A 22,434-nucleotide genomic window follows, 5' to 3' on the forward strand; every position below is an offset into this window, starting at 1 on the left:
GCCCTCGTGGCATGTCGCCATGGCGCGGTTAAGATGTTTTCCTATGAAGCAGGACGCACGCATGAGGCAGGACCCCCGCGGCAGGGGTATCCGAGGCATCTTGCTGCCGGAGGTGCCGCGGAATAAGTCGCGTTCGGAGCGCTTCGACGATGCGGTGCTGGATGCGTTCGAGCCCATTTTGGAGCGTTTTGACGCCGAACTCTCCGGCCTCGATATCGCCGTGGACGTCGTACCACGCATGCGACTGAGTGCGGGTTACCGGCAGTGGCCTGAAGATGTAGTCGCCGACGGACAGGTCCCCTTGGGTCGACTGGTGACCGCCGGCGTGGATAACACTGGCGCACCTACGCGCCCGCGCATCATTATTTTTCGCCGCCCGGTAGAGTCCCGCGCCGCTTCCGCGCAGGAACTACAGGACATCCTGCGGATGATTATCGTGCGCTTGGTGGCCTGCTATCTGAATGCTTCCCCGGATCAGATCGACCCCCGGCTAGGCTAGCCGATACGCTTCTTCAGGCGGCGACGCTCACGCTCGGAGAGTCCACCCCAGATACCGAAGCGCTCGTCGTGCTCCAGCGCATACTCCAGACATTCGTCGCGAACCCCGCAGGCCTGGCAGATTCGCTTGGCCTCACGAGTGGAGCCGCCCTTCTCTGGGAAAAACGCCTCCGGGTCAGTTTGGGCACACAGTGCCTGCTCTTGCCAGTCCTGCTCTACCGCGTCGAAAAGCAGATCAAAGTCCTGCGTCAGATCAAAGAGGTTCTTCTGGCGAGCTTCATTGTCCACGTTGGCGTCCTGCTCTACCGCCGAGGAACCGTCAGCAAAGTGGCCACGAAGGGCGGTGTCTACTGACTTATCCACGGAGATCTCCTCATCTGATGTATCTGATGCCTGTCTTTGTCGGTCTACTGAAGATTACACACTGGTAATTACACCGCGTCAAGCTTTGAGAAATTCCCTCAAGTCACATAAATCGCATGAGCCACTTAAGCCTCAGTAGTCACGCGCTCCTGAGAAAACAGGATCGCGCACAACCACAATGTATGCGGGAAGCTCTACTTGAAACCACAACATATAGACATTTTCCTGAACCTTTAGTTCAGAACACACTAGATGTAGTGAAATTTATCTAAATTTTTTCCCGGACTGCGAAAAGCGCTAGATATCAGAGGAGAAGCGCACTCCACCGTCCGGCAAGCTAACCCCCGGCCACACGCGCAAACCATCGCGCAGCTCGCAGCGGGCACCGATGACGGCTCCTTCACCGATCACGCAATCGACCAGGTGCGCACGCGCACCGATACGCACGCCAGCGGCGATCACGCAGCGCTCCACTGTCGCGCCTGCCTCGATCTGCACGCCGTCGAAAACCACGGATTCTTCCACGCGCGCCCCTCCACCGATCTCCACGCCGCGGCCGATGACGGTGCCACCCAACAGCAGGGCACCACCGGCGATAGCGCTGGACTCGTCCACCAGGCTCTCCCCGTGGCGTCCAGCAAGCAGCGGTGAGGGTGCGATGCCACGCACCAGGTCCGAGGAACCGCGCACAAAGTCTGCCGGGGTTCCCATATCACGCCAATAGGACTGGTCCACGTGGCCAAACACGCGGGCGCCAGACTCTAGCAGCCCCGGGAAGATCTCACGTTCCACGCTGACCGGACGGCCGGCGGGGATCTTCTCGATCACGGAGCGATTGAACACGTAGCTACCCGCGTTAATCTGATCCGTCGGCGGATCCTCCGTCTTTTCCAGAAATGCACTCACGCGGCCGTCGGCATCTGTCGGCACGCAGCCGAAGGCGCGAGGGTCGGAGACTCGCAGCAGGTGCAGCGTTACTTCCGCCTCCTGCTCCACGTGGGTATTCAGCACGGCATTCAGATCAGTCCCGCCCAGAACGTCGCCGTTGAAAACCATGGCGCGGTCGTAGCGCAGGTGGTCCAGCACGTTGCGGATGCCGCCGCCGGTACCCAGCGGCTCATCCTCCACCACATACTCGATCTCCAGCCCCAGGTGACTGCCGTCACCGAAGTGCTCCTCGAAAACCTCCGCCTTGAACGAGGTGCCGAGCACCACGTGCGTCATGCCGGCAGCCTTGATGCGAGCCAACAGGTGCTCCAGGAATGGCGCGCCCGCCACCGGCAGCATCGGCTTTGGGATGGAGTTGGTCAGAGGGCGCAGTCGGGTGCCCTTGCCTCCGACCAGGATCACTGCGTCGGTCGTGGCTGCGAGATCTACCACTTCTTTGGCCTTTCTGTTCCTTACTGCTTCTTGCTATTGGTTTTCACACACTAGTCACTGTTTGCACCGTGGCGTTCAACCCACGCCGTGCGCTGCCGCAATTGCAATCTTCTCGCGGATCTTTAGGCCGACCTTCAGCACCATGCGGACCGGGAGATAACGCCACCCCGGCAGACGATCTGCCTGAAAGCGGTAGGCACTGTCGTGGTGAGCCTTTAGCACCACGTCCGGGTGCTTACCCGCCACGTGCCCCTTGGCGTGCCTGATCTCCGCGCTCGGAACGAAAACGTTTAGCCAGCCCGCGCGCCCCAGCCGGTCGCCCAGGTCCACGTCTTCCATGTACATAAAGTAACGCTCATCGAAACCGCCCAGAGCCTCGAAGGCGTCCCACCGCAGCAGCAGGCAGGACCCGCTCAGCCAGCCTGCGGTTCGTTCGTTGTCCATGTCAGCGTCGTCCAGGTAGCGCTTCGTCCAGGGGTTTGTCGGCCAGATCTTGCCCAGCAGCGCATGCCCAATTCCGGAACCGAGCTGTGGCACTGCGCGGGCGGATGGGTAGGCGCTGCCGTCTGCTTCTACGATGCGCGGGCCAAGTGCTCCTGCCCGAGGATGACGCCGCGCCGCCTCCAATAGTTCCTCGATCGCGCCCTCACTAAACACGACATCCGGGTTGGAGATCACCAGGTAGTCCGGATTAATCTCGCCAGCTTCGCGGGCCGCACGCAGGTGCCGGGCGCCGAGGTTCATGCCGGCCCCGTAGCCAACGTTTCCTCCGCTGTAGAGCAGCTCCGCACGCCCGGCCTCCGCGGCAGCCTCAGGTGCTCCGTCGGTGGAGCCGTTGTCCACCATGACAACTCGCGCATTGGTCGGCACCGAGTCCAGGAACTTGTTTAGGTACTCCCCCGGTGAATAGGTCACGGTGATGATCGCGATGGGTGCCTCTGTCATGGCCGTTGAGGTTACCTCAGGGCAACTCGCAAACTGTCCTGCCACGCGGGAAGGCCGGTCGCCGGAATCTGTAGGGCACTGTTGTGAGGCCGGCGCGCGGGGGTGGGATACTCGCTGCTCGGAACAGCCTTCACCCGCGCAGGGTCATGGCCCAGTGTGGCGAAGATCTCGCGAGCGAAGCCACACCAAGTGGTCAGCGGCCCGGAGCCGGTCACATGGCTAATTGCTGGCGACTGTCGCCCGTCCACCATCGCCGCCAGTTCCGCTGCCAGCACGTCGACGTGGGTAGGCCGGCCGTATTGGTCGTCCACTACCGTGGGGTTCACGCCGGCCCGCGCCAAGCGCGCCATGGTGGTGGCGAAGTTACGTCCAGTCGCGTCGTAAACCCAGCCCGTGCGGACCACATGGCCGCCGAGATTCAACACCCGCCGCTCCCCCTTCAGCTTGCTGCGTCCATAAGCGTTCAGTGGGCCGGGCTGGCCGTCGACTGGGTTTTCGCAGCCCACCGGCAGGTTTCCGGAGAACACGTAGTCGGTGGAGACGTACCACATCGGCACTTCGTGCACCTGGGCCCAGGAGGCTATCCTCCCCGGGGCTACCGCGTTGACTTGGTGTACCACGCTCGCGTTTTCAGGCTTCTCCGCATCGTCTACGGCTGTGAATGCAGCTAGGTTGACGATGGCTTCCACGTCAGACGGTGGCGTCAACAAGAAAGAATCCACAGACCCGGCAACGGCGAGATCCGCGTGGGCGCGCCCTACCGGCACAAAGTCGGGGCGGAGACGCAATAGGGCCCGGCCGACCTGACCGGAGGCTCCGAAAACCAAAACACTCATAAAATCAGTACTACACCAGCGCCATCTTTGCCGCTAAAGTGTAAACAATGACAGAGCAGACAGGGCATCAGAGAAGCCGCCACTCGCGGCGCATTCAGGCAGCTCCCGGAGGTGTAGAGGCCAAGCAGATCGGCCCTGGCTGGACGCGCGGGGTGCTGGCTGCGGTCTCGGCTCTTGCACTGGTCGTGATGGGTATCGGCTACATGACGGTCGGCAACCTTAACGACGGACTAGCCCAGGCTAACAACCTGAACCTCGGCAGCCAGCCGGACGGTGCGACTGACATCCTGCTCGTGGGCGTGGACTCCCGTACGGACGCGAAGGGCAACCCGCTGTCCCAGAAGGAGATCGACATGCTCCGTGCCGGCGAAGAAGAGGCTACAAACACGGACACGATGATCCTCATTCGCATCCCGAACGATGGTTCCTCGGCGACCGCGGTCTCGCTGCCCCGCGACACGTACGTCAGCACCCCTGACAACGGCAACATGAAGCTCAACGGCGTGTACGGTACTGCCAAGTTCGAGAAGTCGCAGGAGCTGGAGAAGGATGGCGACAACAGCAAGTCCGACATCGAGCAGAAGTCCACTGAAGCCGGCCGCCAGGCGCTGATCAGCTCCGTGGCAGACCTCACCGGCATCACCGTCGACCACTACGCAGAGGTTGGCCTGTTGGGCTTCGTTCTGCTCACCGACGCCGTCGGCGGCGTGGACGTGTGCCTGAAGGACAAGGTCGACGAGCCGCTGTCTGGCGCGAAGTTCAAGAAGGGCCGCCAGACCCTCGACGGCCAGGACGCACTGAGCTTCGTCCGCCAGCGCCACGAACTGCCGCGCGGCGACCTGGACCGCATCACCCGCCAGCAGGCCTACATGGCCAGCCTGGCCAACAAGGTGCTGTCCTCCAAAACGCTGACCGACCCAGGCAGCATGTCCAAGCTCAACGACGCGGTGCAGCGCTCCGTGGTACTCGACAGCGGCTGGGACGTCATGGGATTGGCCACGCAGATGCAGAACATGGCCGGCGGCGATGTCAGCTTCCAGACCATCCCGGTCACCAGCATCGACGGCACCGGTGACTACGGCGAATCCGTCGTGACGGTGGATAACGACCAGGTCCACAAGTTCTTCAAGGATCTGCTGGGCGACAAGCCGGGCGAAGAGAGCACTTCCTCCGACAAGCCCGCCGACATCACCGACTACAAGGCCAAGGACTACAAGGTCAACGTCTTCAACGCCTCCGAGCAGGCCGGTCTGGCCGCCCGCGTGTCGGATCTGGTGAAGGACTACGGTTACAAGCCGGGCAAGGTCGGCAACCACCCCGAGACAGGCATTTCGGAGTCACAGGTGAACGCCAAGAACGCCGACGATCCGGCAGCTCGCGCTCTAGCCAAGCAGCTGGGCGGGCTGAACGTGGTGGAGGATTCCTCCCTAGACGAGCACGAGCTCTCCGTCACCCTGTCCGGCACCTACGCCGGCCCGGGCATCCTGGAGCAGTCCGCCCCGCTGACCAAGCCGGACGACCCGAACGTCGGCACGCTCACCGAGGGAATCAAGGACCTCGACGGCGATGCCATCCCCGACGAGGGCACGTCCGCAACCCAGAACAGCACCGGCTCTGACAAGCCCGCCACCGTCGGCACGCCGGGTACCGGCCAGGGCACCGACCGAAAGGATCCGATCGACGCCGGCGGCGACGGTCCGATGTGTGTGAACTAATGGATATTATCGCCCCACTCGTAGCCCAGGATCCGGCCAGCCCGCGCCTGACCACCTACACTCCGGCCGGCCGCATGGAGCTGTCCGCCCAGACCCTGCACAACTGGCAGTCGAAGGCCGCCCACCTGCTGGATTCGCTCGCCCCGACCTCCGTCGGGATCGCCTGCGCCCCGGGGTGGCAGCCACTCATGATCGTTCTGGGTTGCTGGCGCACTGGTGTTTCTATTGTGGACGCCGACTCCTGCGACGTGCTTTTTACCGACGACCTAAACTTGGCGGAGGCCCACTCGGGTGAGGTTTTCGTACTCTCCGACGATCCTTTTGGCCGCGGCGTGGAGGAGTCCGGCGGTGAGTTGCCCTTCGGAGTGAACGACTTCTCCCCCGAACTGCGCGTGCAGCCGGATGCTTATCCCGGCCCGGCGGCCGCCCCCGCCCCAGAAGGTCCGCGGGTGTTGGTTCCCGCGTGGACCGATACCCAGTCGATGCTGGATACACTAAAGCCGCTGCGCGACGGCGGGTCGGTGGTGATGGCCACCGAGCCCACTGCCGAGATCGCAGCGGCGGAGAACGCGACTATTTAACGTCCTTGCGCTGGTGGACAAAGAAGGCCCAGGCCACCAGCACCACCGTCCAGGCGCAGACGATGGCCACGCTGACGGGGGTTTCGTGCGCGCCGATAGAGACGCTGCCGCCCAGGATCATCCAAATGTTGTTGAACGGCAGGTAGGGCGCGATGTTGTCGGCAATCCATTGGCTGAGCTGTTGAGAGATCAGCTCCACCGCGGTGGCCCACACCAGCGGCAGCGCTACGGCGCCGGCCGGGGAGGGAATCAACACGCCGATCGCCGAGGCCATCAGGCTGACCAGCCCGGCAAATAGGATCGTATAGCCCAGCAGCGGCAGCTGGTCTGTGTTTAGCTCCTGCGGCAAGGTCGCCACCATCGCCAGCGATACTCCCACCGCAACAGCCATGGTCACCATCGCCAGGGCTGCGTTTACAAACATCTGCGCGAACAGCTGCTGCCAGCGGGCGGGGATCACCAAGAAGGACTGCGCATGCAGGTTGTGCCCGCGCGTACCGCTGACTCGCACGGCCGATAGCGACAGGATCAGCAAGTAAGCCGGCATAAGCCCCACGCCCAGCTCGGTCAGGCCGATCTCGGGCTCGTTCGCTCCGTATTCCGACTTGTAGTAGCTCAGAGTCAACGCATTTGCCCCGATGTAGAACAGCAGGACGAAGCCCAGCATGATCCAGGTGCCCCACATGACGCGCGAGCGCGTCCATTCGCTGCGAATGATTCCTAGCATTACTGGCCCCTCCTGTCCTGAGTCTTGTACTCCACTGCCTGCCCGGTCGCGTCCAGGAACTTCTGTTCCAGCCCCACGCGTTGCGGGGTCATCTCCAGCACCACAGCTCCGGTGTCGCGCGCCAGTTCGCCGAGGCGCCTGTCCAGGTCGGGGGCTTCGGAGGCGAACTCCAGGGAGCCGTCGGTTTGCCGTGTGAGGTTGACGCCATCCAAGCGTGAGGTGGCGTCCACAAAAGAATCGGGATCGGCCACGCGCATCCGGATGGTGGGTTGGGCGCCCGTGCGCAGGAACTCATCCATGGTGTACTCGCCGATGAGGGAGCCCTTGCCAATGACGACAAGGCGGTCGGCGGTGAGTTCCATCTCATGCAGCAGGTGGGAGCTGACCAGGACGGCGCGGCCCTCGGCGGCACTGCGGCGGATCAGTCCGCGCATCCAGTGCACACCTTCGGGGTCGAGGCCATTGACGGGCTCATCGAGGATGAGGTGCTGCGGGTCGCCCAGCAGAGCCACGGCCAGGCCCAGGCGCTGCTTCATGCCGAGGGAGAACTTCTTGATCTTGCGCTTCTGCACCCCGGCTAGGCCCACCAGTTCCAGGCACTCGTCGGCGCGGGACTGCGAGATCCCGGCCGCCTGCGCGATGGAGCGAATGTGCGCCCGGGCGGAGTGGCCGGGCATGTACCAGGTCGGTTCCAGTAGCGCGCCGGCGATGTGAGGACGCTGCGCGCGGTAGGAACTCAAAGGCTTACCATTAAAGGTGACTTCGCCTTTACCTATCGTATCGAGCCCCAGGATGCAGCGCATCGTGGAGGATTTACCGGATCCGTTCGGCCCCAAGAAGCCCGTGACCTGGCCATCTGGAACCGAAAAGGTGAGCCCATGGAGAACCTCCGTGGACCCATACTTTTTCGTTAATTCTTTGACTGCGATCATGTCGTCAGGCTATCAAAATCTATTTCACGTCTCTGGTCTTGTTGCTGTACAGCCCCAGGGCCAGCAGGACGACCATCCAGGCGATCATCACCGCGAAGCCGAAGCCGGGGCTGACCATGTCGGTGTGGTCCTGGGCGTAGATCCAGGTTTGCATGTCCTGCACGCGGCTGCCCGGGGACAGGTGATACAGCGTCTTGAGGAAGGAGATCTTGTCGCCCGCGGCGTACAGCAGCCCCTCGACCACCAGCATCCACACCAGCGGCAGCGCGATGGCACCCACTCGATTACGCAGCAGTGCGGCGATCCCGACGGCCATCACGGCGAAGGCGGGAGCGCCCACCGCGTATCCCCACACGAGCAGCTGGTCTTCGCCGGTGAAGTGCCCGGCCGGGAACACATTGAACACTGCCCAGCTGAGCGCCAGGCCGAGGATGTAGTTCAGCTCCACAAACACCGCCGCCACCAGCGCGCGGGCCAGCAGCCAGGAGCTCCTACTCTTCTGCGTAAGGAAGGCGTGTGCCGTCATGCGGTTACTGATATCGCCGCCGGTCGTCGAGGCGCCGAAAATAATGGCGATCATCAGGAAGATCATCCCGCCGAATAGGAGGTCGGGCCAGCCGCCGTCCAACCGCGGGGAGTCATTGAAAAGCATGTAAAGCGTCGTCGGGCCGTAGATCGAGCCCGTGAAAAGAATCACGTAGATCCAGGTGCTGCGGAGGCTCAGCAGCTTCGTAACTTCGGAGGAGATTGCTTTGAGCATTGTTTGTCTCTTTCTTCTTGGTTCGGGCCTAGTTGGTGCGGTATTCCTGCTGCCCCGCCGTCGCGGCGAGGAAGCGCTGTTCCAGGTTGTCTGCAGTGGTCGCGAGCTTGGTCACCGCGAACCTCTCCTCCAGCGCCGTTTCTGCGATCACCGCGCGTACCTCGTTCTCTGGCATGTTGTTGACGCCCACACGCAGCGTCCGCTCCCTTTCCAGATCGACCTGGAAGCCGCGGTTGCGGAGGCTGTCTGCCAGCAGTACCGCTTCCTTGCACTCGACCTCTACGTGCGCGCCTCCGGCAAGGAACTCGTCCAGAGTCTGTTCGCCGATGAGCTTGCCCTGTCCGATCAGCACTAGGCGATCGGCAGTTTGCTGCATCTCGCTGAGCAGGTGAGAGCTGACCAGCAGACCGCGGCCGTCGTCGGCAAGTTGGCGGATAATGCGGCGCATCCAGGACACACCCTCGGGGTCTAGGCCGTTGACCGGCTCATCGAGGATCAGGTGCTGCGGGTTGCCAAGGAGGGCTGCGGCCAGGCCTAGGCGCTGCTTCATGCCGAGGGAGTAGCCGCCGACCTTCTTCTTGCCCGCGCTGGTGAGGCCCACCATGTCGAGGCATTCGTCCACGCGCTTGTCGGAGATGCCCGCACCCTTCGCGATGACGCGAAGGTGGTTGCGGCCGCTGCGGGCAGGGGTGAACCAACCGGCATCCAGGACTGCGCCAGCGATGCTGGACTTGTTATCCAAGCCTGCGAATTCGCCTGCGTATCCCTTGCCGCTAAAGGTCACCTTGCCGGCGCTCGGCTTATCGAGGCCGAGCATGCAGCGCATGGTGGTGGACTTGCCCGCGCCGTTGGGCCCGAGGAAGCCGGTCACCTGCCCATCCGGGACGGTGAATGAAAGGTCGTTGACTACTGTTTTCTTGCCGTACCTCTTAGTGAGGTTTTCCACGATGATCATGGTTCCCATGCTGCCGCCCGGGGTGGTACTCCCACATCGGACGAGGGGTTGATCTTGCGTGTCCTACCTCAGTATGACGGCCCGCCTCCCTGTTCTTCGATCGCCTGATGGTACTCGGCCAGCGCCTTGGTTTTGCGAACGTTGCGCTGGGCGAAGGTCTCCCGCCCCAGCGGTCCCTCGGCCTCGGTGATCACGCTATGCCCGTCGCCGCGGGAGGTCCACACCTCGTGCCCGTCGGGGTGCAGAGCGACGTCCCAGCTACCCGCGGTCTTGAGGTTGTGGTGCTTGGCACAGAGTAGGTGCAGGTTTGCCGTGGACGTCGGTCCGCTGCCGTAGCGCCGCACGTGGTCGTACTGGCACTTGTAGGCAGGAACCTCACAGCCCGGGAAGCGACAGTGCAGGTCGCGCCCCGCGACGGCTGCCTTGATGCTCTCCGTGGGTGCGTAGCCTTCACATTCCGCGTAGCCCGGCGCGGACAAGTGGGTCACCCGCTGCAGCCAGGTCTTGGCGGCGGAGCGGTTCAGCCAGTGGTCCTCCCCCAGCACGGCACCATCACTCGCCGGGTCGTGGTACAGGTTCAGAGTCACCGAAACCTCGGCCTTGTCGGTGATCAGCCGCAGCACCGCCTCCGGCTGCGAGCACTCGTACTTCTTGGCGGTAGCCCGCACGATCTTGTCGATCTCGATACCCTCCATCCGCGGGACCCGCAGCGTGAAGGTGGTGTACTCCGGGTCGCGACAATCCACGTTGAAGCTCGGCTCGGCCTCGGCGACCTCATCCTTAGGTACGACGTTCCGATCGGTCTCCCGCAAAATCTTCGAGATACGATTGTGGATAGTCCGCGGTGAAAACACGTGCTGGTCGGGACGTGTGGGCGTCAATTCGCAAAGAACCTTTTCCTCGACGGCCGAGCGATCGTCCGGCGCCACAGCGAAGAGGTCCTGCGCCACCCGCAATATATGACGATCGGTGAAGAAGCCCAGTGCGAAGTAATCGACAAGGCGCGGATAGTCGCGCAACACGAAGGCGGCTTCAGCCCAGGCTTCCGCGACCCCGGCCGATACTCCCAGGCGAACGGCGAGGCGGGTGCAGAAATCGGGCACCAAATCATCCCCGTCCGGCGCGCATGCCATGATCAGCTGGAACCGTTGTCGGTTAAGGTTCCGTGCCGCGACGGTCAGCGGGTCCTGCGAGCTGGCTATTCGAAACGATGGTGGTGAGGTAGTCATGGAGTTCCCCTAATCCAGCGGCGAGGTTGTGGCGACCCCGCCAAACTTCCTACCCAAATAATAGAACACACCATCAAACCAAGTCAATACCCCCACCAAAACTTTTTTCTTTTTTATTGACGCCACCAGCCTGAACAGCAAAAACTCCCGTGAACCTAAAGTAGAGACTTTAGAAAGTTTGTTCTAGAAGATCGTCGGCCCGCACCAGGTGATGCTTGAAGGCAAATAGCACCGCGTGCACACGATCGCGCGACTGGGTTTTCGTGAGCACCCGGCCAACGTGCGTCTTGACGGTAGGCAGCGAAATGTAGAGCTTGTCCGCGATCTCCTGGTTACTAAGGCCCAGCGCAATGAGCTGCAGGATCTCCAGCTCGCGCGGGGTCAGCGGATCGGGAAGGTCCAGCTCCACGGGCTCGCGGCGCTGCGGGGTCTGCTCCATACGGATGCTGCGCAGCAGGCGCGCGGTAGCCTTCGGGCTAATAACGGCAGCCGAATCGCCAACAGTGCGGACGGCGGAGATGAGGTCCTCGGGGTCAGTGTCCTTGAGCAGAAAGCCGCTGGCCCCGGCCTCCACTGCACCGAGGACGTAGTTGTCGTTATCGAAGGTAGTCAGCACGATCACGCGCGCACCGGAATCACCGGAAACCACCTGGCGGGTAGCCTCGATGCCATCCATGCGGGGCATCTGCACATCCATAAGGATGATGTCCACGGGCTGCGACTCTGCCAGCTCGCAGGCCTCCTGCCCGTCGGCGGCTTGCCACCGGACGGTGATATCGTCCTGCGAATCCAACACCAGGCCAAACCCTGCCCGTACCAGCTGCTGATCGTCGGCCAAACCTACGCTAATCACTTAATCCTCCTTCGCATAAGGCACCGTCGCGGTCACGTTCCACCCACCGGGGTACAACGCCGAGGCTCCCCACTTAGCCTCGCCACCGTGGATCGCCACGCGCTGGCGGATGCCAGTCAGGCCGCGGCCAGAGCCTTCGATCCAGTCATCACCCGGCGCGTTATCCACGCTAATGGTCACCTGGGCGGGCTCCCACTCCAGCCGGACCTGGGCAGGCACAGAACCGGCGTGCTTCAGCACGTTGGTCAGAGATTCCTGCACGATGCGGTACACGCTTAGGTCGCGGACCTCGTCCAACTGACGCGGCTCGCCCGTAACGTGCAGCTGCACCTCCACCCCGTTGCGCTTCGCATCCGCCACCAGGTCGGGCACGCCGGCCACCCCAGGGGTGACGGTGGTAGAACGCGGCGAGGGGGCGTCATCGTGAAGAACAGAGAGCAGCTCCCGCATCTGTGTCAGAGCCGAGCGACCGCGCGCGGCGATCGTGTCGAGGGCCTCGATGGCCTTGTCGGGATCCTTGCGACCTGCGTAGCGACCGCCGTCCGCCTGCGCGATGACGACAGTGAGGGAATGCGCAACGATGTCGTGCAGCTCCCGGGCGATGCGGTTGCGCTCGCTGACGGTGGCGAGCTCGGCGCGGGCGGCCAGCGCCTCCACTGCCTGGTCACGGCGCAACGAAAAGCGGCCAGCCAGCCACATCAGGGCGATGGTCACGGCGGTGAGCAGGGCGATTACTCCCCAGAACGTCCAGAACTCAGCGGTCCGAAAATCCTCACCGCCCCATGCAAAATCACCGTCTCTTCCCTTGCGCGCGTTGTAAATGGTCCCCCACGCCATCGCGTAGAAAGAGCCAAGCAACAGTAAAGTCAGCCACAGCTTGCGGCGCAGCATCAGCTTCGCGGAGATGAAATAAGCCTCATAGGCCACCACCAAGTAGCCAAGTGGCCACACTAGCAGCGCAGACGTCGCATAGGCATACATGCCAGCTGCAGTGACTGCCACACCCCATTCAGGGCGAAAGCGTTGGAGGAGCAAGCCGATGAACCCCAAAACTAGACCTGTGCTGGCAACAACAACCTGCCAGGGGGCGATGTTCATGGCGGTGCCAAATGTGCTTCCGGCACCGAGAAAGAAGAACACCATGACCACAACAGCTACAAGCACCCACCAGGAGGCATCCCGCCACCACACCGGGCGAGGAACTGCTTCATAAGACATGTATGAAGAGTCTAGTTACAGGCGCACCCTATCGCCGTAAACAAGCAGGCCATTAACGAAACGGGTGAGGAAAGGCGGCGAGAAGTGGCTGGTGGCCTCCAGCAGCTTCGTCTTCCAACCGACCGGGAAGTGCACTTTTGTTGGGCTGCGGCGCGGCGCGGTCACGGCCCTTACTACTTCTGCGGCCACGTCTTGTGGGGTTGTGGACGCCCCCAGCCGCCGCATTCCCGCCGTTTCCACATTGGCGATGAGCGCCGTCCGCGAGTACAGGGGCAAGACGGTGCGAACGCGAATGTTGTGTTTATCCCACTCGAAATCCAGCGCCTCGGAAATGCCGCGGACGGCGAACTTGGTGGCGGAGTAGGTGGCCATATCCGGGGTGCCGTAGATGGAGGAGGCGCTGCAGACGTTGACGACCACTCCATCGCCGGCCGCCTTGAGGTGTTCGAAGGCCGCGCGGCAGCCGTAGATCACGCCCTTGACGTTGACGTCGACGAGGGCGGAATCCTGCGTGAAGCTGCCGCGGTCGATGAAGTCGCCACCGTAGAGAACGCCCGCGTTGTTGATGAGTGCATTGATTCCCCCGGCGCGGGCGGCGAAGTCGGTAACAGTGGCGGACCACTGGTCGGGGTCGGTGACGTCGAGGGTGCCGGGGATAATGTTCGGATGTTGGGCCCAGCCGCGAACCTTGTCTCCGTCGAGGTCGTAGGCGCCGACGGTCCAGTCGGCCTCGGCGAAGGACTCAGCGATTGCGCGGCCGAAGCCTTGGGCCGCGCCAGTAACGAGTATTGATTTCACACCCCTAACTATTACAGTAGTTAGAGTACAGGAGGTAGATTATGGCTTATTTAATCATCGACCAATCCGGGAACCCATTAAGTCGCCCGAATGATGGAGATGTTGTATCCAATCCAGACACAGGGCAGGTCCTTACCGTCAGCTTCCTGAGGATAACCACGCCCGACGGGGACTATGAAGTTGATTTTCTTCCCGGAATTGTCGACCTCTACCAAGGAAGCAAGGATAGATCATCCTATTCCACAAATATTCAAGAGATAAGCGTCGAGAAAGGAACTCGACTTCACAAAATTGGCAGTATTGACCATATAGATGATGTAACCCTGACGCATTTAGGGGATAAATACCGAGTTCAGGCCGCGAAACTAGACGACACGAAACCAGATAGTTTAATCCTCTGCGAAGATGGTTTTATAAGAACTTTGCAAGATAGTTTTTCTGCTACCGACAGGCCTCAAGGAGTAATCCTCGTTCTCCACAAAGTAGACGAGTAGGCAGCCCCGACGCCCCCTACCCAGTTAGAACGCTTCACCCCATCAGCTTCTGCTGCAGGGCGCGATCCTTCTCCAGCACCGCGTCGCGCATGTTCTCCTGGTATTCGACCATTTTGTCCATCAGAGCCTTGTCAGCCACCGCAAGGGTGCGCACGGCCAGCAGTCCGGCGTTCTTCGCACCGTCGATGGAGACGGTGGCGGTCGGCACGCCGCCGGGCATCTGCACGATGGAGAGCAAGGAATCCAAGCCATCCAGATTGCCCAGGGCACGCGGGATGCCGATCACCGGCAGTGGGGTGGCCGCGGCGACCATGCCGGGCAGGTGGGCGGCACCGCCGGCGCAGGCGATGATCACCTTCACGCCGCGGGTGTGCGCGGTGCGGGCGTAGTCGAGCATGCGCTCCGGGGTGCGGTGCGCAGAGACCACTCCGACCTCGAAGGGGATGCCGAACTCGGCCAGCACCTCGGCGGCTGGCTCGACGGTGGGCCAGTCAGAGTCGGAGCCCATCACCAGGCCGACCAGCGGGGTGCGTACGTTCTCAGTCATCGGTTAGTCCTCCCATTCGGCGTTTTCCAGGAACTTCGCAGCCAGGCGCGCCTGCTCGCGCGTGCGCGCCGGATCCTCCCCCAGCATATTGACGTGGCCGATCTTGCGGCGCGGGCGCCAATCCTTGCCGTACATGTGAATCTTTGCGTTCGGGAAGCGACGCCACACCGCGTCCATGCGCTCGTGCATCGGCATCGCCGGATCCTCGGCCGCTCCCAGCACGTTTGCCATGACCACCACCGGCGCGGTCGGCTCGGTGGAGCCTAGCGGGCGGTCTAATACCGCGCGGACGTGTTGCTCGAACTGGCTGGTGGTGCAACCATCTTGAGTCCAGTGGCCGGTGTTGTGCGGGCGCATCGCCAGCTCGTTGACGATGATCTCCGGCTGGCCGTTCTCGTCGGTGGTCTCGAACAACTCCACCGCCAGCACACCCGTGACCCCCAGTTCGGTGGCGACGTCACGGGACAGCTGCTCGGCGGCAGCCAGGATCTCAGGCGTGGAGTTCGGGGCAGGTGCCACGGCCTCCACGCAGATTCCGTCCTCCTGCAGGGATTCCACTGCCGGCCACGCCTGCACCTCGCCGGACGGAGTGCGGGCCACCATGGCGGACAGCTCGCGCACCAGCGTGACCTTCTTCTCCGCCATCAGGGGGATCTCCTTGTCCAGCAGCTTCTCCACCAGCTCGCGGGCCTCGTCCACCGTGGCGGGGAACCACACGCCCTTGCCGTCGTAGCCACCGCGGCGGGCCTTTAGGCACACCTGGCCGCCCACGGCCTCGAAGAACCCGGCGATGTCCTCGGCGGACTCGATGGCGGCGAAGGCCGGCACGGGGGCACCCAGCTCGCGCAGCTTCTTGCGCATCACCAGCTTGTCCTGCGCGTGGATCAGCGCCGACGGCTGAGGCTGCACGTTCACACCCTCGTCGATGAGGGCATCCAGGAAGCGGTTCGGAACGTGCTCGTGGTCGAAGGTCACCGCGTCGGAATCCTGGGCAACCTCGCGGACGTGCTCCTCCAGCGCGTAATCCCCCAGCACCACGTCGGCGGTCACCTGCGCGGCCGAGGAATCCGGCGCCCCGGCCAGCACGCGGCAACTTAAGCCCAACTCGATCGCCGCCTGCTGAGTCATACGCGCCAACTGACCATCGCCGATGACCGTCACCAGCGGCGCTCCCGGCGCGTGTGCGGCGGGGCGCGCTAAAGACCAGTCGGCTGTGTTTTTCCCGTTGTTCTCACTCACGCCTTCTAACTATAGTTCCCCGGCCCGACACGCCTAAGCTGGCTTCTCAGCAGCCTCTCGAACTTGCGGGTATAGGGAACCGAATGCAGCACCAGCGGCACCCGGGCGCCCGCCACGTATACCGCCACGTTCCCCCGGTGGGAGCGGCAATCCACCACGTTGGCCAGCGGGATCTGCCCGATCCGGCTGCGCAGGTGGCCGGTCGCGGTGATCAGCCGCCTGTCGGTCAGCAGCATGCGGGAGCGCGCGCGGAAGATCAGGTGGCGCACGCAGCGCCTCCAGCAGACCCACAGCCACGCAACCAGCAGCCCCCGGCGGAGCCAAAGGAAGGCTTCCACGGTAGGGGCGTCCAAAGCATTGTTGGTCAAGTACTGGTCCAGAGCGCCGATGCCCATCCAGAACAGGCCCGTCCATAGCATTAGGCGCAGCACCGGGAAGAACATGGAGCGGCGCGCGGGGCTCAACTCCGCTAGGACCTGCTCTCCGGGGTCGAAGGTGATTTTGCTCATGCGTAGCGCCCTCCGTAGTCGCCCGTGCCGTCGGCGCGCAGGTGCACGATCTCCCCGGCGCGAATCACGCGCGTGCCCTCGCTGGTGCGAACCAGCAGCTCGCCGTCGTCGTCGATGTCGGTGGCCGTGCCCTCCACGACCTCGTCGCCGGGCAGGAATGCGCGCACGGAGGTGCCGATGGTCGCGGAAGCCTGGCGGTAGCGCGGAAGCACGGTCTGGGCCGCCCCTCCTAGTCGACGCCACCTTTCCAGATTCGCCGCCAGCTCCGCGAACACGGCCACCGCAACGTCCTCGCGGCTTGGGCAGGTTAGCCCCAGGCGGGCGCACTCCAGGTCGATGGAGCTGGCGTGGGCGACGGGCAGCTCTTCGGCCTGTAGGTCGTAATTGATGCCGAAGCCCAGGATGATCGCCGGGTGCGGGTCCAGGTGCACGGCCTCCACCAGGATGCCCACCAGCTTGCGGCCGTCCAGCACGCAGTCGTTGGGCCACTTCAGCTGGATGGGGATGTCCGTGGAGGCGCGGATGCCCTCCACGATCGACAGGCCGGTAAGCAGCGGCAGCAGGCTGATGCGGTCCACCGGCACGTCCGGCAGGCGCAGCAGCACGGAACAGATCAGCTGGCTGCGGGCCGGGGCCTCGAAGGAGCGCCCCTTGCGGCCACGCCCGGCGGTCTGTTCCTCGGCCATGAGTAGGGACATGTCGGGCAAGTCCTCCCCGCAGCGCACGCGGTCGGCCAAATCGGTGCTGGTGGAGCCGGTGGTTTCCAACACTTCGACGTGACGGTAGCCCAATGGAGCCAGGCGCTCGGCCAGGCGGCGGTGGTCTAGCGGCGTGCGCATGGGAGTACAGTCCTTTCTTTTCACATGCCTTCCCTCAGACACTCTAGCCCCACCAATCACGGCGCTGAAGTTTTTACACCGTATTATGGCGACCATGAGCTCTACCACCGACACATCGACAACTGCCGGGAAGATCGCCGACCTCCGCGATCGCTTGGCGGAGACCCACAAGCCGCAGGGGGACGAGATCCCGCGCGCTCGTCGCCGCGTGGACGCACTGCTGGATGCTGGTAGCTTCGTGGAGACCGACGCGCTGGCCCGCCACCGCTCCACCGCCTTCAAGGCAGACAAGTTCCGCCCAGTCACCGACGGCATTGTCGCCGGCTACGGCACCATCGACGACCGCCCGGTATGCGTGTTCTCGCAGGACGCCACCCTCTTCGACGGCCAAATCGGCGAGACCGCGGGCGAGAAGATCCTGAAGGTCATGGAACTGGCCGTGAAGTCCGGCACCCCGCTGATCGGCATTTACGAGGGCGCCGGCGCTCGCCCAAACGAGGGCATCGCGGCCCTGGAGTTCTTCTCCCGCATCCAGAGCCTGCAGACGAAGCTCTCCGGCGTAGTTCCGCAGATCGCCCTGGTCGCCGGCCCCACCAGCGGCGCGTTGGTGCACTCGGTGGTTCTGTCCGACGTTGTCGTTGCGGTCAAGGGTGCCGGCGAACTGGTAGATGACGCCACAGACGGCACCGCCCACGTCGTCGCCGAGGACGACGCTTCCGCGCTGGGACTCGTCGCGGACATCCTCGGCTACCTGCCCAGCAACAACCGGGCGCTCCCCCTGCGCGGGGACGAGACGGAGGCAGAGCCGGAGACAGACGAGCTGGACGGCCTGATCCCCGACTCGGACGTGCAGGCCTACGACATGCACGAGGTACTGAACCGTGTAGTCGACGCGGATTCCGTGCTGGAGCTCCAGAAGTTCCATGCGCCGAACCTGATCACGGCACTGGCGCGCGTGGGCGGCCGGAGTGTGGGCGTCATCGCGAACCAGCCCGAACAACAAGCAGGAATGATCGACGACGCGGCGGCCGAGAAGGCAGCGCGCTTCATCCGCTTCTGCGACGCCTTCAACGTGCCACTGGTGACCTTCGTGGACTCGGCGGGCTACGCACCGGACGTGCTGTTCCGCCGCACCGCGAAGCTGATCGGCGTGACGGCAGCGGCGAGCGTCGGCAAGATCGCCGTGGTCACCCGCAAGGCCTTCGGCGACGCCTACCTTTCCCTGGGCGCAAAGCGCCTGGGCACCGACCTGGTGTATGCATGGCCGACCGCGCAGATCGCGCAGGACGACAGCTACCAGGCGGAGCCTTACTCCGCCGCGGAGCGAGGCCTGGTGGACGCAGTAATCCCGCCGCGCGAGACCCGCGCGCGCATCGTCGACGGCCTGCGCCTGGTGGAGCGCAAGGCCGAGGACGGCTACCCACGCAAGCACGACAACCTGCCTTTCTAGGAGGAAGCGCGTGACTGACTTTCAGGTGATCAAGGGCAACCCGGACGAGGTTGAGACCCAAGCTCTGCAGCTCATCGTCGACGACCTGGCCAAGGAGGCCGAAGCGCTGCGCAATGCGAAGCCGGATACGCGCGGGCACTACGGCCGCGAGCTGCGCCACAGCAGCCCCGGCGCGTTCCGCAATCCGCGGATGCCACGGGGCTAGGACATGCAGCTAACTTTGGCCAGCACCTCGCCAGCGCGGGAGAAGGTGCTGAACGCTGCCGGGGTGATCCCCCGCAAGGTCTCCCCCGGCGTGGACGAGGAAGCCGCCGTCGCGGAGCTGGTGAACCCCACCCCGGCGCAGTACGTGCAGCACCTGGCCACGGCAAAGGCGCGGGCGGTAGACGGCGAACTAGTGCTGGGCGGCGACAGCATGCTGCTGATCGACGGCGAACTGCAGGGCAAGCCGCACACGCGTGAAGAGACGGTGCGACGGTGGCGCCAGCAGCGCGGGAAGCGCGCAGAGCTGGTCACCGGGCATGCGCTTTTTGACGCCGCCACGGGCCAGATCTACGAGGAAGTAGTGGCCACACAGATCCAGTTCGCCGAGGTCTCCGAGCGGGCGATCGAGGCATACGCCGCCACCGGCGAGCCGCTGGAATGTGCCGGGGCCTTCACCCTGGAAGCGCTCGGCGGGTGGTTCATCGAGAGCATCGACGGGCACCCGTCGGCCGTGATTGGCCTATCGCTCCCCGCCCTGCGGCGGGGGCTGGACTATTTCGGCTACGACTTCTGCGACCTCTGGGGCTAATCAGCCTTAACGGAGCGCTGCTCCGGGCCGACGTAACTGGATAGCGGGCGGATCAGGGCGTTGTCCTCGTTTTGCTCCACGATGTGGGCGGTCCAGCCGACGACGCGAGCCATGACGAAAATCGGGGTAAAGAACGGGATGTCGATGCCCAGCATGTAGTAAGTCGGGCCCGCCGGGAAATCCAGGTTCGGCTGGATACCGGTGCGCTGGTCCATGGCCTTCTGCATGTTGTCGTACATATCCACCCAGCGCTGGCCGTCGTGGTTGGCGGCGGTGCGGCGCATGGCGGCCTCCATAGTGGGCACGCGCGAGTCGCCCTTCTTGTACACGCGGTGGCCGAAGCCCATGATCTTGTTCTTTGCGTCGCACTGGTCCAGCACCCACTGCTCGGCGGCCGCCGGGTCCTCAACGGCCAGGAAGTTGTGCATCACGGCCTCGTTCGCACCGCCGTGCAGTGGGCCCTTGAGGGCGCCGATGGCGCCGGTGACGGCGGAGTAAACGTCGCTCATGGTGGAGCTGATCACGCGGCCGGTGAAGGTGGAGGCGTTAAAGCCGTGCTCCGCGTACAGGGTGAGGGACTGGTCGAAGGCCTCGACGTCGTCGCGATTGTTGGCGGGGCTGCCCTCCTCGTCGCCGAAGCACATGTAGAGGAAGTTCTCGGCGATATCGCGGTCGCGGGACGGCGGGATGTAATCCAGGTTCTTGCGGCGGCGTAGGTCGTAGGCGATGATCGTCGGCAGCTTGGCCAGCAGGGTCAGACCTGTGCGGCGCACCGCATCGGAGCTGCGGTCGTCCGCGTTGAGGTCCTCCGTGCCGAACACGCTCACCGCCGTACGCAGCACGTCCATGGGGTGGGCGGTCTTCGGCAGGGAGTTGATGAGGTCCAGCATGCTGCGGTCGATGGGACGCAGGGCGCGCTCTCGCTGGCGGAACTGCTCCAGCTCGCGGAAGTCCGGCAGTTCGCCGTTCCAGAGAAGGTAGGCCACGTCCTCGAAGGTGCAGTGCTCGGCCAGCTCCTGTACGGGGTAGCCCCGGTAGGTCAGGGAGTTGGTCTCCGGGTTCACCTTCGAAACACTGGACGTGTCCACCACCACGCCGTTGAGGCCTTTGTTGATGTTCTTGTCGGTGCCGGTGACGTTGGAGGTCTTGCTGGATTGGGCGCGGGGCGTGGTGAAGTTGGTGCGTCCGCGGTCGAAGGGTGCGTTGGAAACCTTGATCGGCTTAGTCATGGTGAGTAGTCCTTTCGGGTTAGAAGATGCCGCCGGGGATCTGCGGTGCGCGCGCCAGCACGTCGTCGCTGACCACGAGGTTCAGTTGGCCGAGCTCGCCGGGCGCCAGGTCCGCGGTGGCCTCAGCCACTGCGAGGAAGCGATCCTGTTCTGCTTCGTCCACCACCCCCTCGGCCAGAGTGCGGAACTTGTTGATGTAATCGGCGCGGCCGAAGGGGCGGGCGCCCAGCGGGTGAGCGTCGGCCACGGCCAGCTCATCGACGATCTCGGTGCCGTCGCGCAGGGTGACCACCGCCTTGCAGCCGAAGGCCTTTTCGGCCGGGTCGGTGGAGTGGTAGCGGCGGGTCCACTCCGGATCCTCCACGGTGGAGATCTTGTGCCACAGCTCCACGGTCTCCGGGCGCTGGGCGCGCTCGGGGGCGTAGGAGCGCTCGTGGTGCCACTCGCCGTCTTCGAGAGCGACGGCGAAGATGTACATCACGGAGTGGTCCAGCGTCTCGCGCGAAGCCTTTGGATCGAACTTCTGCGGATCATTCGAGCCGGTGCCGATCACGTAGTGGGTGTGGTGGCTGGTGTGCAGCACGATGCTTTCCACCTGGCTTAGATCCCCGATCTTGTCCCGCATGCGGCGGGCCAGGTCGATCGGCGCCTGGGACTGGTACTCCGCGGAGTGCTCCTTGGTGTAGGTATCCAGGATCGCCCGCTTCGGCTCCCCCGCCTCCGGAAGGGGTACGACGTAATGAGCGTCCGGGCCATCCAGCAGCCAGGCGATCACGCCATCCTCGCCCTCCCAGATCGGGGCCGGGGCGCCCTCGCCGCGCATGGCGCGGTCCACGGCCTCCACTGCCATCTTCCCGGCGAATGCGGGTGCATGGGCCTTCCACGAGCTGATGAGCCCCTTGCGGGACTGGCGCGTGGCCGTGGTGGTGTGCAGCGCTTGGCCGACGGCCTGGTAAATCACCTGCGGGTCCAGGCGCAGCAGCGTGCCGATACCTGCGGCCGCGGACGGCCCCAGGTGTGCAACGTGGTCGATCTTGTGCTTGTGCAGGGAGATGCCCTTGACCAAGTCCACCTGGATCTCGTAGCCGGTGGCGATGCCACGGATCAGGTCGCGCCCGCCCAGCCCGCGCGCCTGCGCTACGGCCAGGATCGGGGGAATGTTGTCACCTGGGTGGGAGTACTCGGCGGCCAGGAAAGTGTCGTGAAAGTCCAGCTCGCGCACCGCTACGCCGTTGGCCCAGGCGGCCCATTCGGGGGAGACGGTGGCGTCAGTACCAAAAACGGCGCTGGGACCGGAATGGCCCAGCGCCTGGGTGCGCGCCGAAGTGACGGGCCGGCGCACAAGGGAGGCAGCAGCGACGGCCGCATTGTCGATAATTCGGTTGACCACCATGTCCGCGGTATCTTGCGGCACCTCGACCGGGTCGGCGGCGACCTGCGCGACCTTCCATGCGAGGTGCTCTTCCTGCGGAAAGTCGTCGGCCGAGGGGTGGACGCGAACGTCGTGGTTAATCATCGCGGGGGCTAGATCCTTTCGGGAATTG

Annotated in this window: 25 protein-coding genes; 7 read left to right on the top strand and 18 right to left on the bottom strand. The window is 63.9% G+C overall.

Annotated features, from left to right (window positions below):
- Positions 1–43: 43 nt before the first annotated feature.
- Positions 44–499 carry a metallopeptidase family protein gene (locus tag CJEIK_RS08980; protein WP_005293915.1) on the top strand — a complete coding sequence of 152 codons (456 nt, stop codon included), beginning with the start codon at positions 44–46 and terminating at the stop codon, positions 497–499.
- Here the strand turns inward: CJEIK_RS08980 and CJEIK_RS08985 are convergent.
- The 4 genes from CJEIK_RS08985 to CJEIK_RS09000 all read right to left on the bottom strand — a co-directional run bounded on the left by CJEIK_RS08985 (position 496) and on the right by CJEIK_RS09000 (position 4,022).
- The gene (locus CJEIK_RS08985) at positions 496–861 is read right to left on the bottom strand and encodes a WhiB family transcriptional regulator (protein ID WP_005293918.1); all 366 of its coding nucleotides are present in this window, start codon (positions 859–861) and stop codon (positions 496–498) included. The two genes, CJEIK_RS08980 and CJEIK_RS08985, sit on opposite strands and share 4 nt — an antisense overlap.
- 297 nt (positions 862–1,158) lie before the next feature.
- Entirely contained in the window at positions 1,159–2,241 is a 1,083-nt protein-coding gene (gene manB / locus CJEIK_RS08990; protein WP_005293920.1) for a mannose-1-phosphate guanylyltransferase, read from the bottom strand.
- Between the two features lie 75 nt (positions 2,242–2,316).
- A complete protein-coding gene (locus CJEIK_RS08995) occupies positions 2,317–3,186 on the bottom strand; it encodes a glycosyltransferase family 2 protein (RefSeq protein WP_005293923.1) in 870 nt (289 codons plus the stop codon).
- Between the two features lie 11 nt (positions 3,187–3,197).
- Positions 3,198–4,022 carry an SDR family oxidoreductase gene (locus tag CJEIK_RS09000; protein WP_005293925.1) on the bottom strand — a complete coding sequence of 275 codons (825 nt, stop codon included), beginning with the start codon at positions 4,020–4,022 and terminating at the stop codon, positions 3,198–3,200.
- A 47-nt stretch (positions 4,023–4,069) separates the two neighbouring features.
- Between CJEIK_RS09000 and CJEIK_RS09005 the strand changes: the two genes are divergently transcribed.
- Both CJEIK_RS09005 and CJEIK_RS09010 read left to right on the top strand, forming a co-directional pair.
- The gene (locus CJEIK_RS09005; protein WP_005293927.1) at positions 4,070–5,737 is read left to right on the top strand and encodes an LCP family protein; all 1,668 of its coding nucleotides are present in this window, start codon (positions 4,070–4,072) and stop codon (positions 5,735–5,737) included.
- Positions 5,737–6,318 (top strand): TIGR03089 family protein, encoded by a 582-nt coding sequence (locus tag CJEIK_RS09010; protein ID WP_005293929.1) that lies wholly within the window; start codon positions 5,737–5,739, stop codon positions 6,316–6,318. Before CJEIK_RS09005 ends, CJEIK_RS09010 begins: the two co-directional genes overlap by 1 nt.
- On the opposite strand, the gene CJEIK_RS09015 is transcribed toward CJEIK_RS09010, so the two are convergent.
- The 8 genes from CJEIK_RS09015 to CJEIK_RS09050 form a co-directional block, all read right to left on the bottom strand.
- Positions 6,311–7,045, bottom strand: a complete 735-nt coding sequence (locus tag CJEIK_RS09015; RefSeq protein ID WP_005293932.1) for an ABC transporter permease — start codon at positions 7,043–7,045, stop codon at positions 6,311–6,313. The two genes, CJEIK_RS09010 and CJEIK_RS09015, sit on opposite strands and share 8 nt — an antisense overlap.
- Positions 7,045–7,977, bottom strand: coding sequence for an ATP-binding cassette domain-containing protein (locus CJEIK_RS09020; RefSeq protein ID WP_005293935.1), 933 nt, complete (start codon positions 7,975–7,977; stop codon positions 7,045–7,047). The genes CJEIK_RS09015 and CJEIK_RS09020 overlap by 1 nt, the downstream gene beginning before the upstream one ends.
- Before the next feature lie 19 nt (positions 7,978–7,996).
- Positions 7,997–8,737, bottom strand: a complete 741-nt coding sequence (locus tag CJEIK_RS09025; protein ID WP_005293938.1) for an ABC transporter permease — start codon at positions 8,735–8,737, stop codon at positions 7,997–7,999.
- Between the two features lie 28 nt (positions 8,738–8,765).
- Complete coding sequence (locus CJEIK_RS09030; protein WP_005293942.1) at positions 8,766–9,701, bottom strand: ABC transporter ATP-binding protein; 936 nt, start codon at positions 9,699–9,701, stop codon at positions 8,766–8,768.
- A gap of 59 nt (positions 9,702–9,760) precedes the next feature.
- Positions 9,761–10,921, bottom strand: a complete 1,161-nt coding sequence (locus CJEIK_RS09035) for an HNH endonuclease signature motif containing protein (protein ID WP_034964561.1) — start codon at positions 10,919–10,921, stop codon at positions 9,761–9,763.
- A 169-nt stretch (positions 10,922–11,090) separates the two neighbouring features.
- Complete coding sequence (locus CJEIK_RS09040) at positions 11,091–11,774, bottom strand: response regulator (protein ID WP_005293950.1); 684 nt, start codon at positions 11,772–11,774, stop codon at positions 11,091–11,093.
- Positions 11,775–12,992, bottom strand: coding sequence for a sensor histidine kinase (locus CJEIK_RS09045; RefSeq protein ID WP_050760816.1), 1,218 nt, complete (start codon positions 12,990–12,992; stop codon positions 11,775–11,777).
- A gap of 15 nt (positions 12,993–13,007) precedes the next feature.
- Positions 13,008–13,790, bottom strand: coding sequence for an SDR family oxidoreductase (locus CJEIK_RS09050; RefSeq protein ID WP_005293957.1), 783 nt, complete (start codon positions 13,788–13,790; stop codon positions 13,008–13,010).
- A gap of 41 nt (positions 13,791–13,831) precedes the next feature.
- Between CJEIK_RS09050 and CJEIK_RS09055 the strand changes: the two genes are divergently transcribed.
- A complete protein-coding gene (locus tag CJEIK_RS09055) occupies positions 13,832–14,284 on the top strand; it encodes a hypothetical protein (RefSeq protein ID WP_005293960.1) in 453 nt (150 codons plus the stop codon).
- A gap of 34 nt (positions 14,285–14,318) precedes the next feature.
- Here CJEIK_RS09055 and purE read toward each other — a convergent pair whose 3' ends face one another.
- The 4 genes from purE to CJEIK_RS09075 are packed head-to-tail and all read right to left on the bottom strand — an operon-like array spanning position 14,319 to position 17,418.
- A complete protein-coding gene (purE, locus tag CJEIK_RS09060; RefSeq protein WP_005293962.1) occupies positions 14,319–14,831 on the bottom strand; it encodes a 5-(carboxyamino)imidazole ribonucleotide mutase in 513 nt (170 codons plus the stop codon).
- A 3-nt stretch (positions 14,832–14,834) separates the two neighbouring features.
- Positions 14,835–16,070 (bottom strand): 5-(carboxyamino)imidazole ribonucleotide synthase, encoded by a 1,236-nt coding sequence (locus CJEIK_RS09065; protein WP_050760817.1) that lies wholly within the window; start codon positions 16,068–16,070, stop codon positions 14,835–14,837.
- A gap of 5 nt (positions 16,071–16,075) precedes the next feature.
- Complete coding sequence (locus tag CJEIK_RS09070) at positions 16,076–16,579, bottom strand: hypothetical protein (protein ID WP_005293968.1); 504 nt, start codon at positions 16,577–16,579, stop codon at positions 16,076–16,078.
- On the bottom strand, positions 16,576–17,418 hold the full coding sequence (locus CJEIK_RS09075; RefSeq protein ID WP_005293973.1) for a biotin--[acetyl-CoA-carboxylase] ligase: 843 nt from the start codon (positions 17,416–17,418) through the stop codon (positions 16,576–16,578). The genes CJEIK_RS09070 and CJEIK_RS09075 overlap by 4 nt, the downstream gene beginning before the upstream one ends.
- An 85-nt stretch (positions 17,419–17,503) precedes the next feature.
- Between CJEIK_RS09075 and CJEIK_RS09080 the strand changes: the two genes are divergently transcribed.
- From CJEIK_RS09080 to CJEIK_RS09090, 3 genes are read left to right on the top strand one after another with little or no spacing between them, the layout of a single operon-like run.
- On the top strand, positions 17,504–18,868 hold the full coding sequence (locus tag CJEIK_RS09080; protein ID WP_005293974.1) for an acyl-CoA carboxylase subunit beta: 1,365 nt from the start codon (positions 17,504–17,506) through the stop codon (positions 18,866–18,868).
- A 10-nt stretch (positions 18,869–18,878) separates the two neighbouring features.
- A complete protein-coding gene (locus CJEIK_RS09085) occupies positions 18,879–19,073 on the top strand; it encodes an acyl-CoA carboxylase subunit epsilon (RefSeq protein WP_005293976.1) in 195 nt (64 codons plus the stop codon).
- Positions 19,074–19,076: 3 nt separating this feature from the next.
- Positions 19,077–19,661 carry a Maf family protein gene (locus CJEIK_RS09090; RefSeq protein ID WP_005293978.1) on the top strand — a complete coding sequence of 195 codons (585 nt, stop codon included), beginning with the start codon at positions 19,077–19,079 and terminating at the stop codon, positions 19,659–19,661.
- Here CJEIK_RS09090 and CJEIK_RS09095 read toward each other — a convergent pair.
- Positions 19,658–20,890 (bottom strand): bifunctional 2-methylcitrate synthase/citrate synthase, encoded by a 1,233-nt coding sequence (locus tag CJEIK_RS09095; RefSeq protein ID WP_005293981.1) that lies wholly within the window; start codon positions 20,888–20,890, stop codon positions 19,658–19,660. The two genes, CJEIK_RS09090 and CJEIK_RS09095, sit on opposite strands and share 4 nt — an antisense overlap.
- 19 nt (positions 20,891–20,909) lie before the next feature.
- On the bottom strand, positions 20,910–22,406 hold the full coding sequence (gene prpD, locus CJEIK_RS09100; protein WP_005293984.1) for a 2-methylcitrate dehydratase PrpD: 1,497 nt from the start codon (positions 22,404–22,406) through the stop codon (positions 20,910–20,912).
- Positions 22,407–22,434: the final 28 nt, after the last annotated feature.

Source organism: Corynebacterium jeikeium (assembly GCF_028609885.1).
Lineage (GTDB): Bacteria > Actinomycetota > Actinomycetes > Mycobacteriales > Mycobacteriaceae > Corynebacterium > Corynebacterium jeikeium.

Coding starts and splice junctions, on each gene's coding strand:
- CJEIK_RS08980 (WP_005293915.1), top strand. CDS start 44: ATGAAGCAGGACGCACGCATGAGGCAGGACCCCCGCGGCAGGGGTATC.
- CJEIK_RS08995 (WP_005293923.1), bottom strand. CDS start 3,186: ATGACAGAGGCACCCATCGCGATCATCACCGTGACCTATTCACCGGGG.
- CJEIK_RS09000 (WP_005293925.1), bottom strand. CDS start 4,022: ATGAGTGTTTTGGTTTTCGGAGCCTCCGGTCAGGTCGGCCGGGCCCTA.
- CJEIK_RS09005 (WP_005293927.1), top strand. CDS start 4,070: ATGACAGAGCAGACAGGGCATCAGAGAAGCCGCCACTCGCGGCGCATT.
- CJEIK_RS09010 (WP_005293929.1), top strand. CDS start 5,737: ATGGATATTATCGCCCCACTCGTAGCCCAGGATCCGGCCAGCCCGCGC.
- CJEIK_RS09015 (WP_005293932.1), bottom strand. CDS start 7,045: ATGCTAGGAATCATTCGCAGCGAATGGACGCGCTCGCGCGTCATGTGG.
- CJEIK_RS09020 (WP_005293935.1), bottom strand. CDS start 7,977: ATGATCGCAGTCAAAGAATTAACGAAAAAGTATGGGTCCACGGAGGTT.
- CJEIK_RS09025 (WP_005293938.1), bottom strand. CDS start 8,737: ATGCTCAAAGCAATCTCCTCCGAAGTTACGAAGCTGCTGAGCCTCCGC.
- CJEIK_RS09030 (WP_005293942.1), bottom strand. CDS start 9,701: ATGGGAACCATGATCATCGTGGAAAACCTCACTAAGAGGTACGGCAAG.
- CJEIK_RS09035 (WP_034964561.1), bottom strand. CDS start 10,921: ATGACTACCTCACCACCATCGTTTCGAATAGCCAGCTCGCAGGACCCG.
- CJEIK_RS09045 (WP_050760816.1), bottom strand. CDS start 12,992: ATGTCTTATGAAGCAGTTCCTCGCCCGGTGTGGTGGCGGGATGCCTCC.
- CJEIK_RS09055 (WP_005293960.1), top strand. CDS start 13,832: ATGGCTTATTTAATCATCGACCAATCCGGGAACCCATTAAGTCGCCCG.
- purE (WP_005293962.1), bottom strand. CDS start 14,831: ATGACTGAGAACGTACGCACCCCGCTGGTCGGCCTGGTGATGGGCTCC.
- CJEIK_RS09070 (WP_005293968.1), bottom strand. CDS start 16,579: ATGAGCAAAATCACCTTCGACCCCGGAGAGCAGGTCCTAGCGGAGTTG.
- CJEIK_RS09075 (WP_005293973.1), bottom strand. CDS start 17,418: ATGCGCACGCCGCTAGACCACCGCCGCCTGGCCGAGCGCCTGGCTCCA.
- CJEIK_RS09080 (WP_005293974.1), top strand. CDS start 17,504: ATGGCGACCATGAGCTCTACCACCGACACATCGACAACTGCCGGGAAG.
- CJEIK_RS09090 (WP_005293978.1), top strand. CDS start 19,077: ATGCAGCTAACTTTGGCCAGCACCTCGCCAGCGCGGGAGAAGGTGCTG.
- CJEIK_RS09095 (WP_005293981.1), bottom strand. CDS start 20,890: ATGACTAAGCCGATCAAGGTTTCCAACGCACCCTTCGACCGCGGACGC.
- prpD (WP_005293984.1), bottom strand. CDS start 22,406: ATGATTAACCACGACGTTCGCGTCCACCCCTCGGCCGACGACTTTCCG.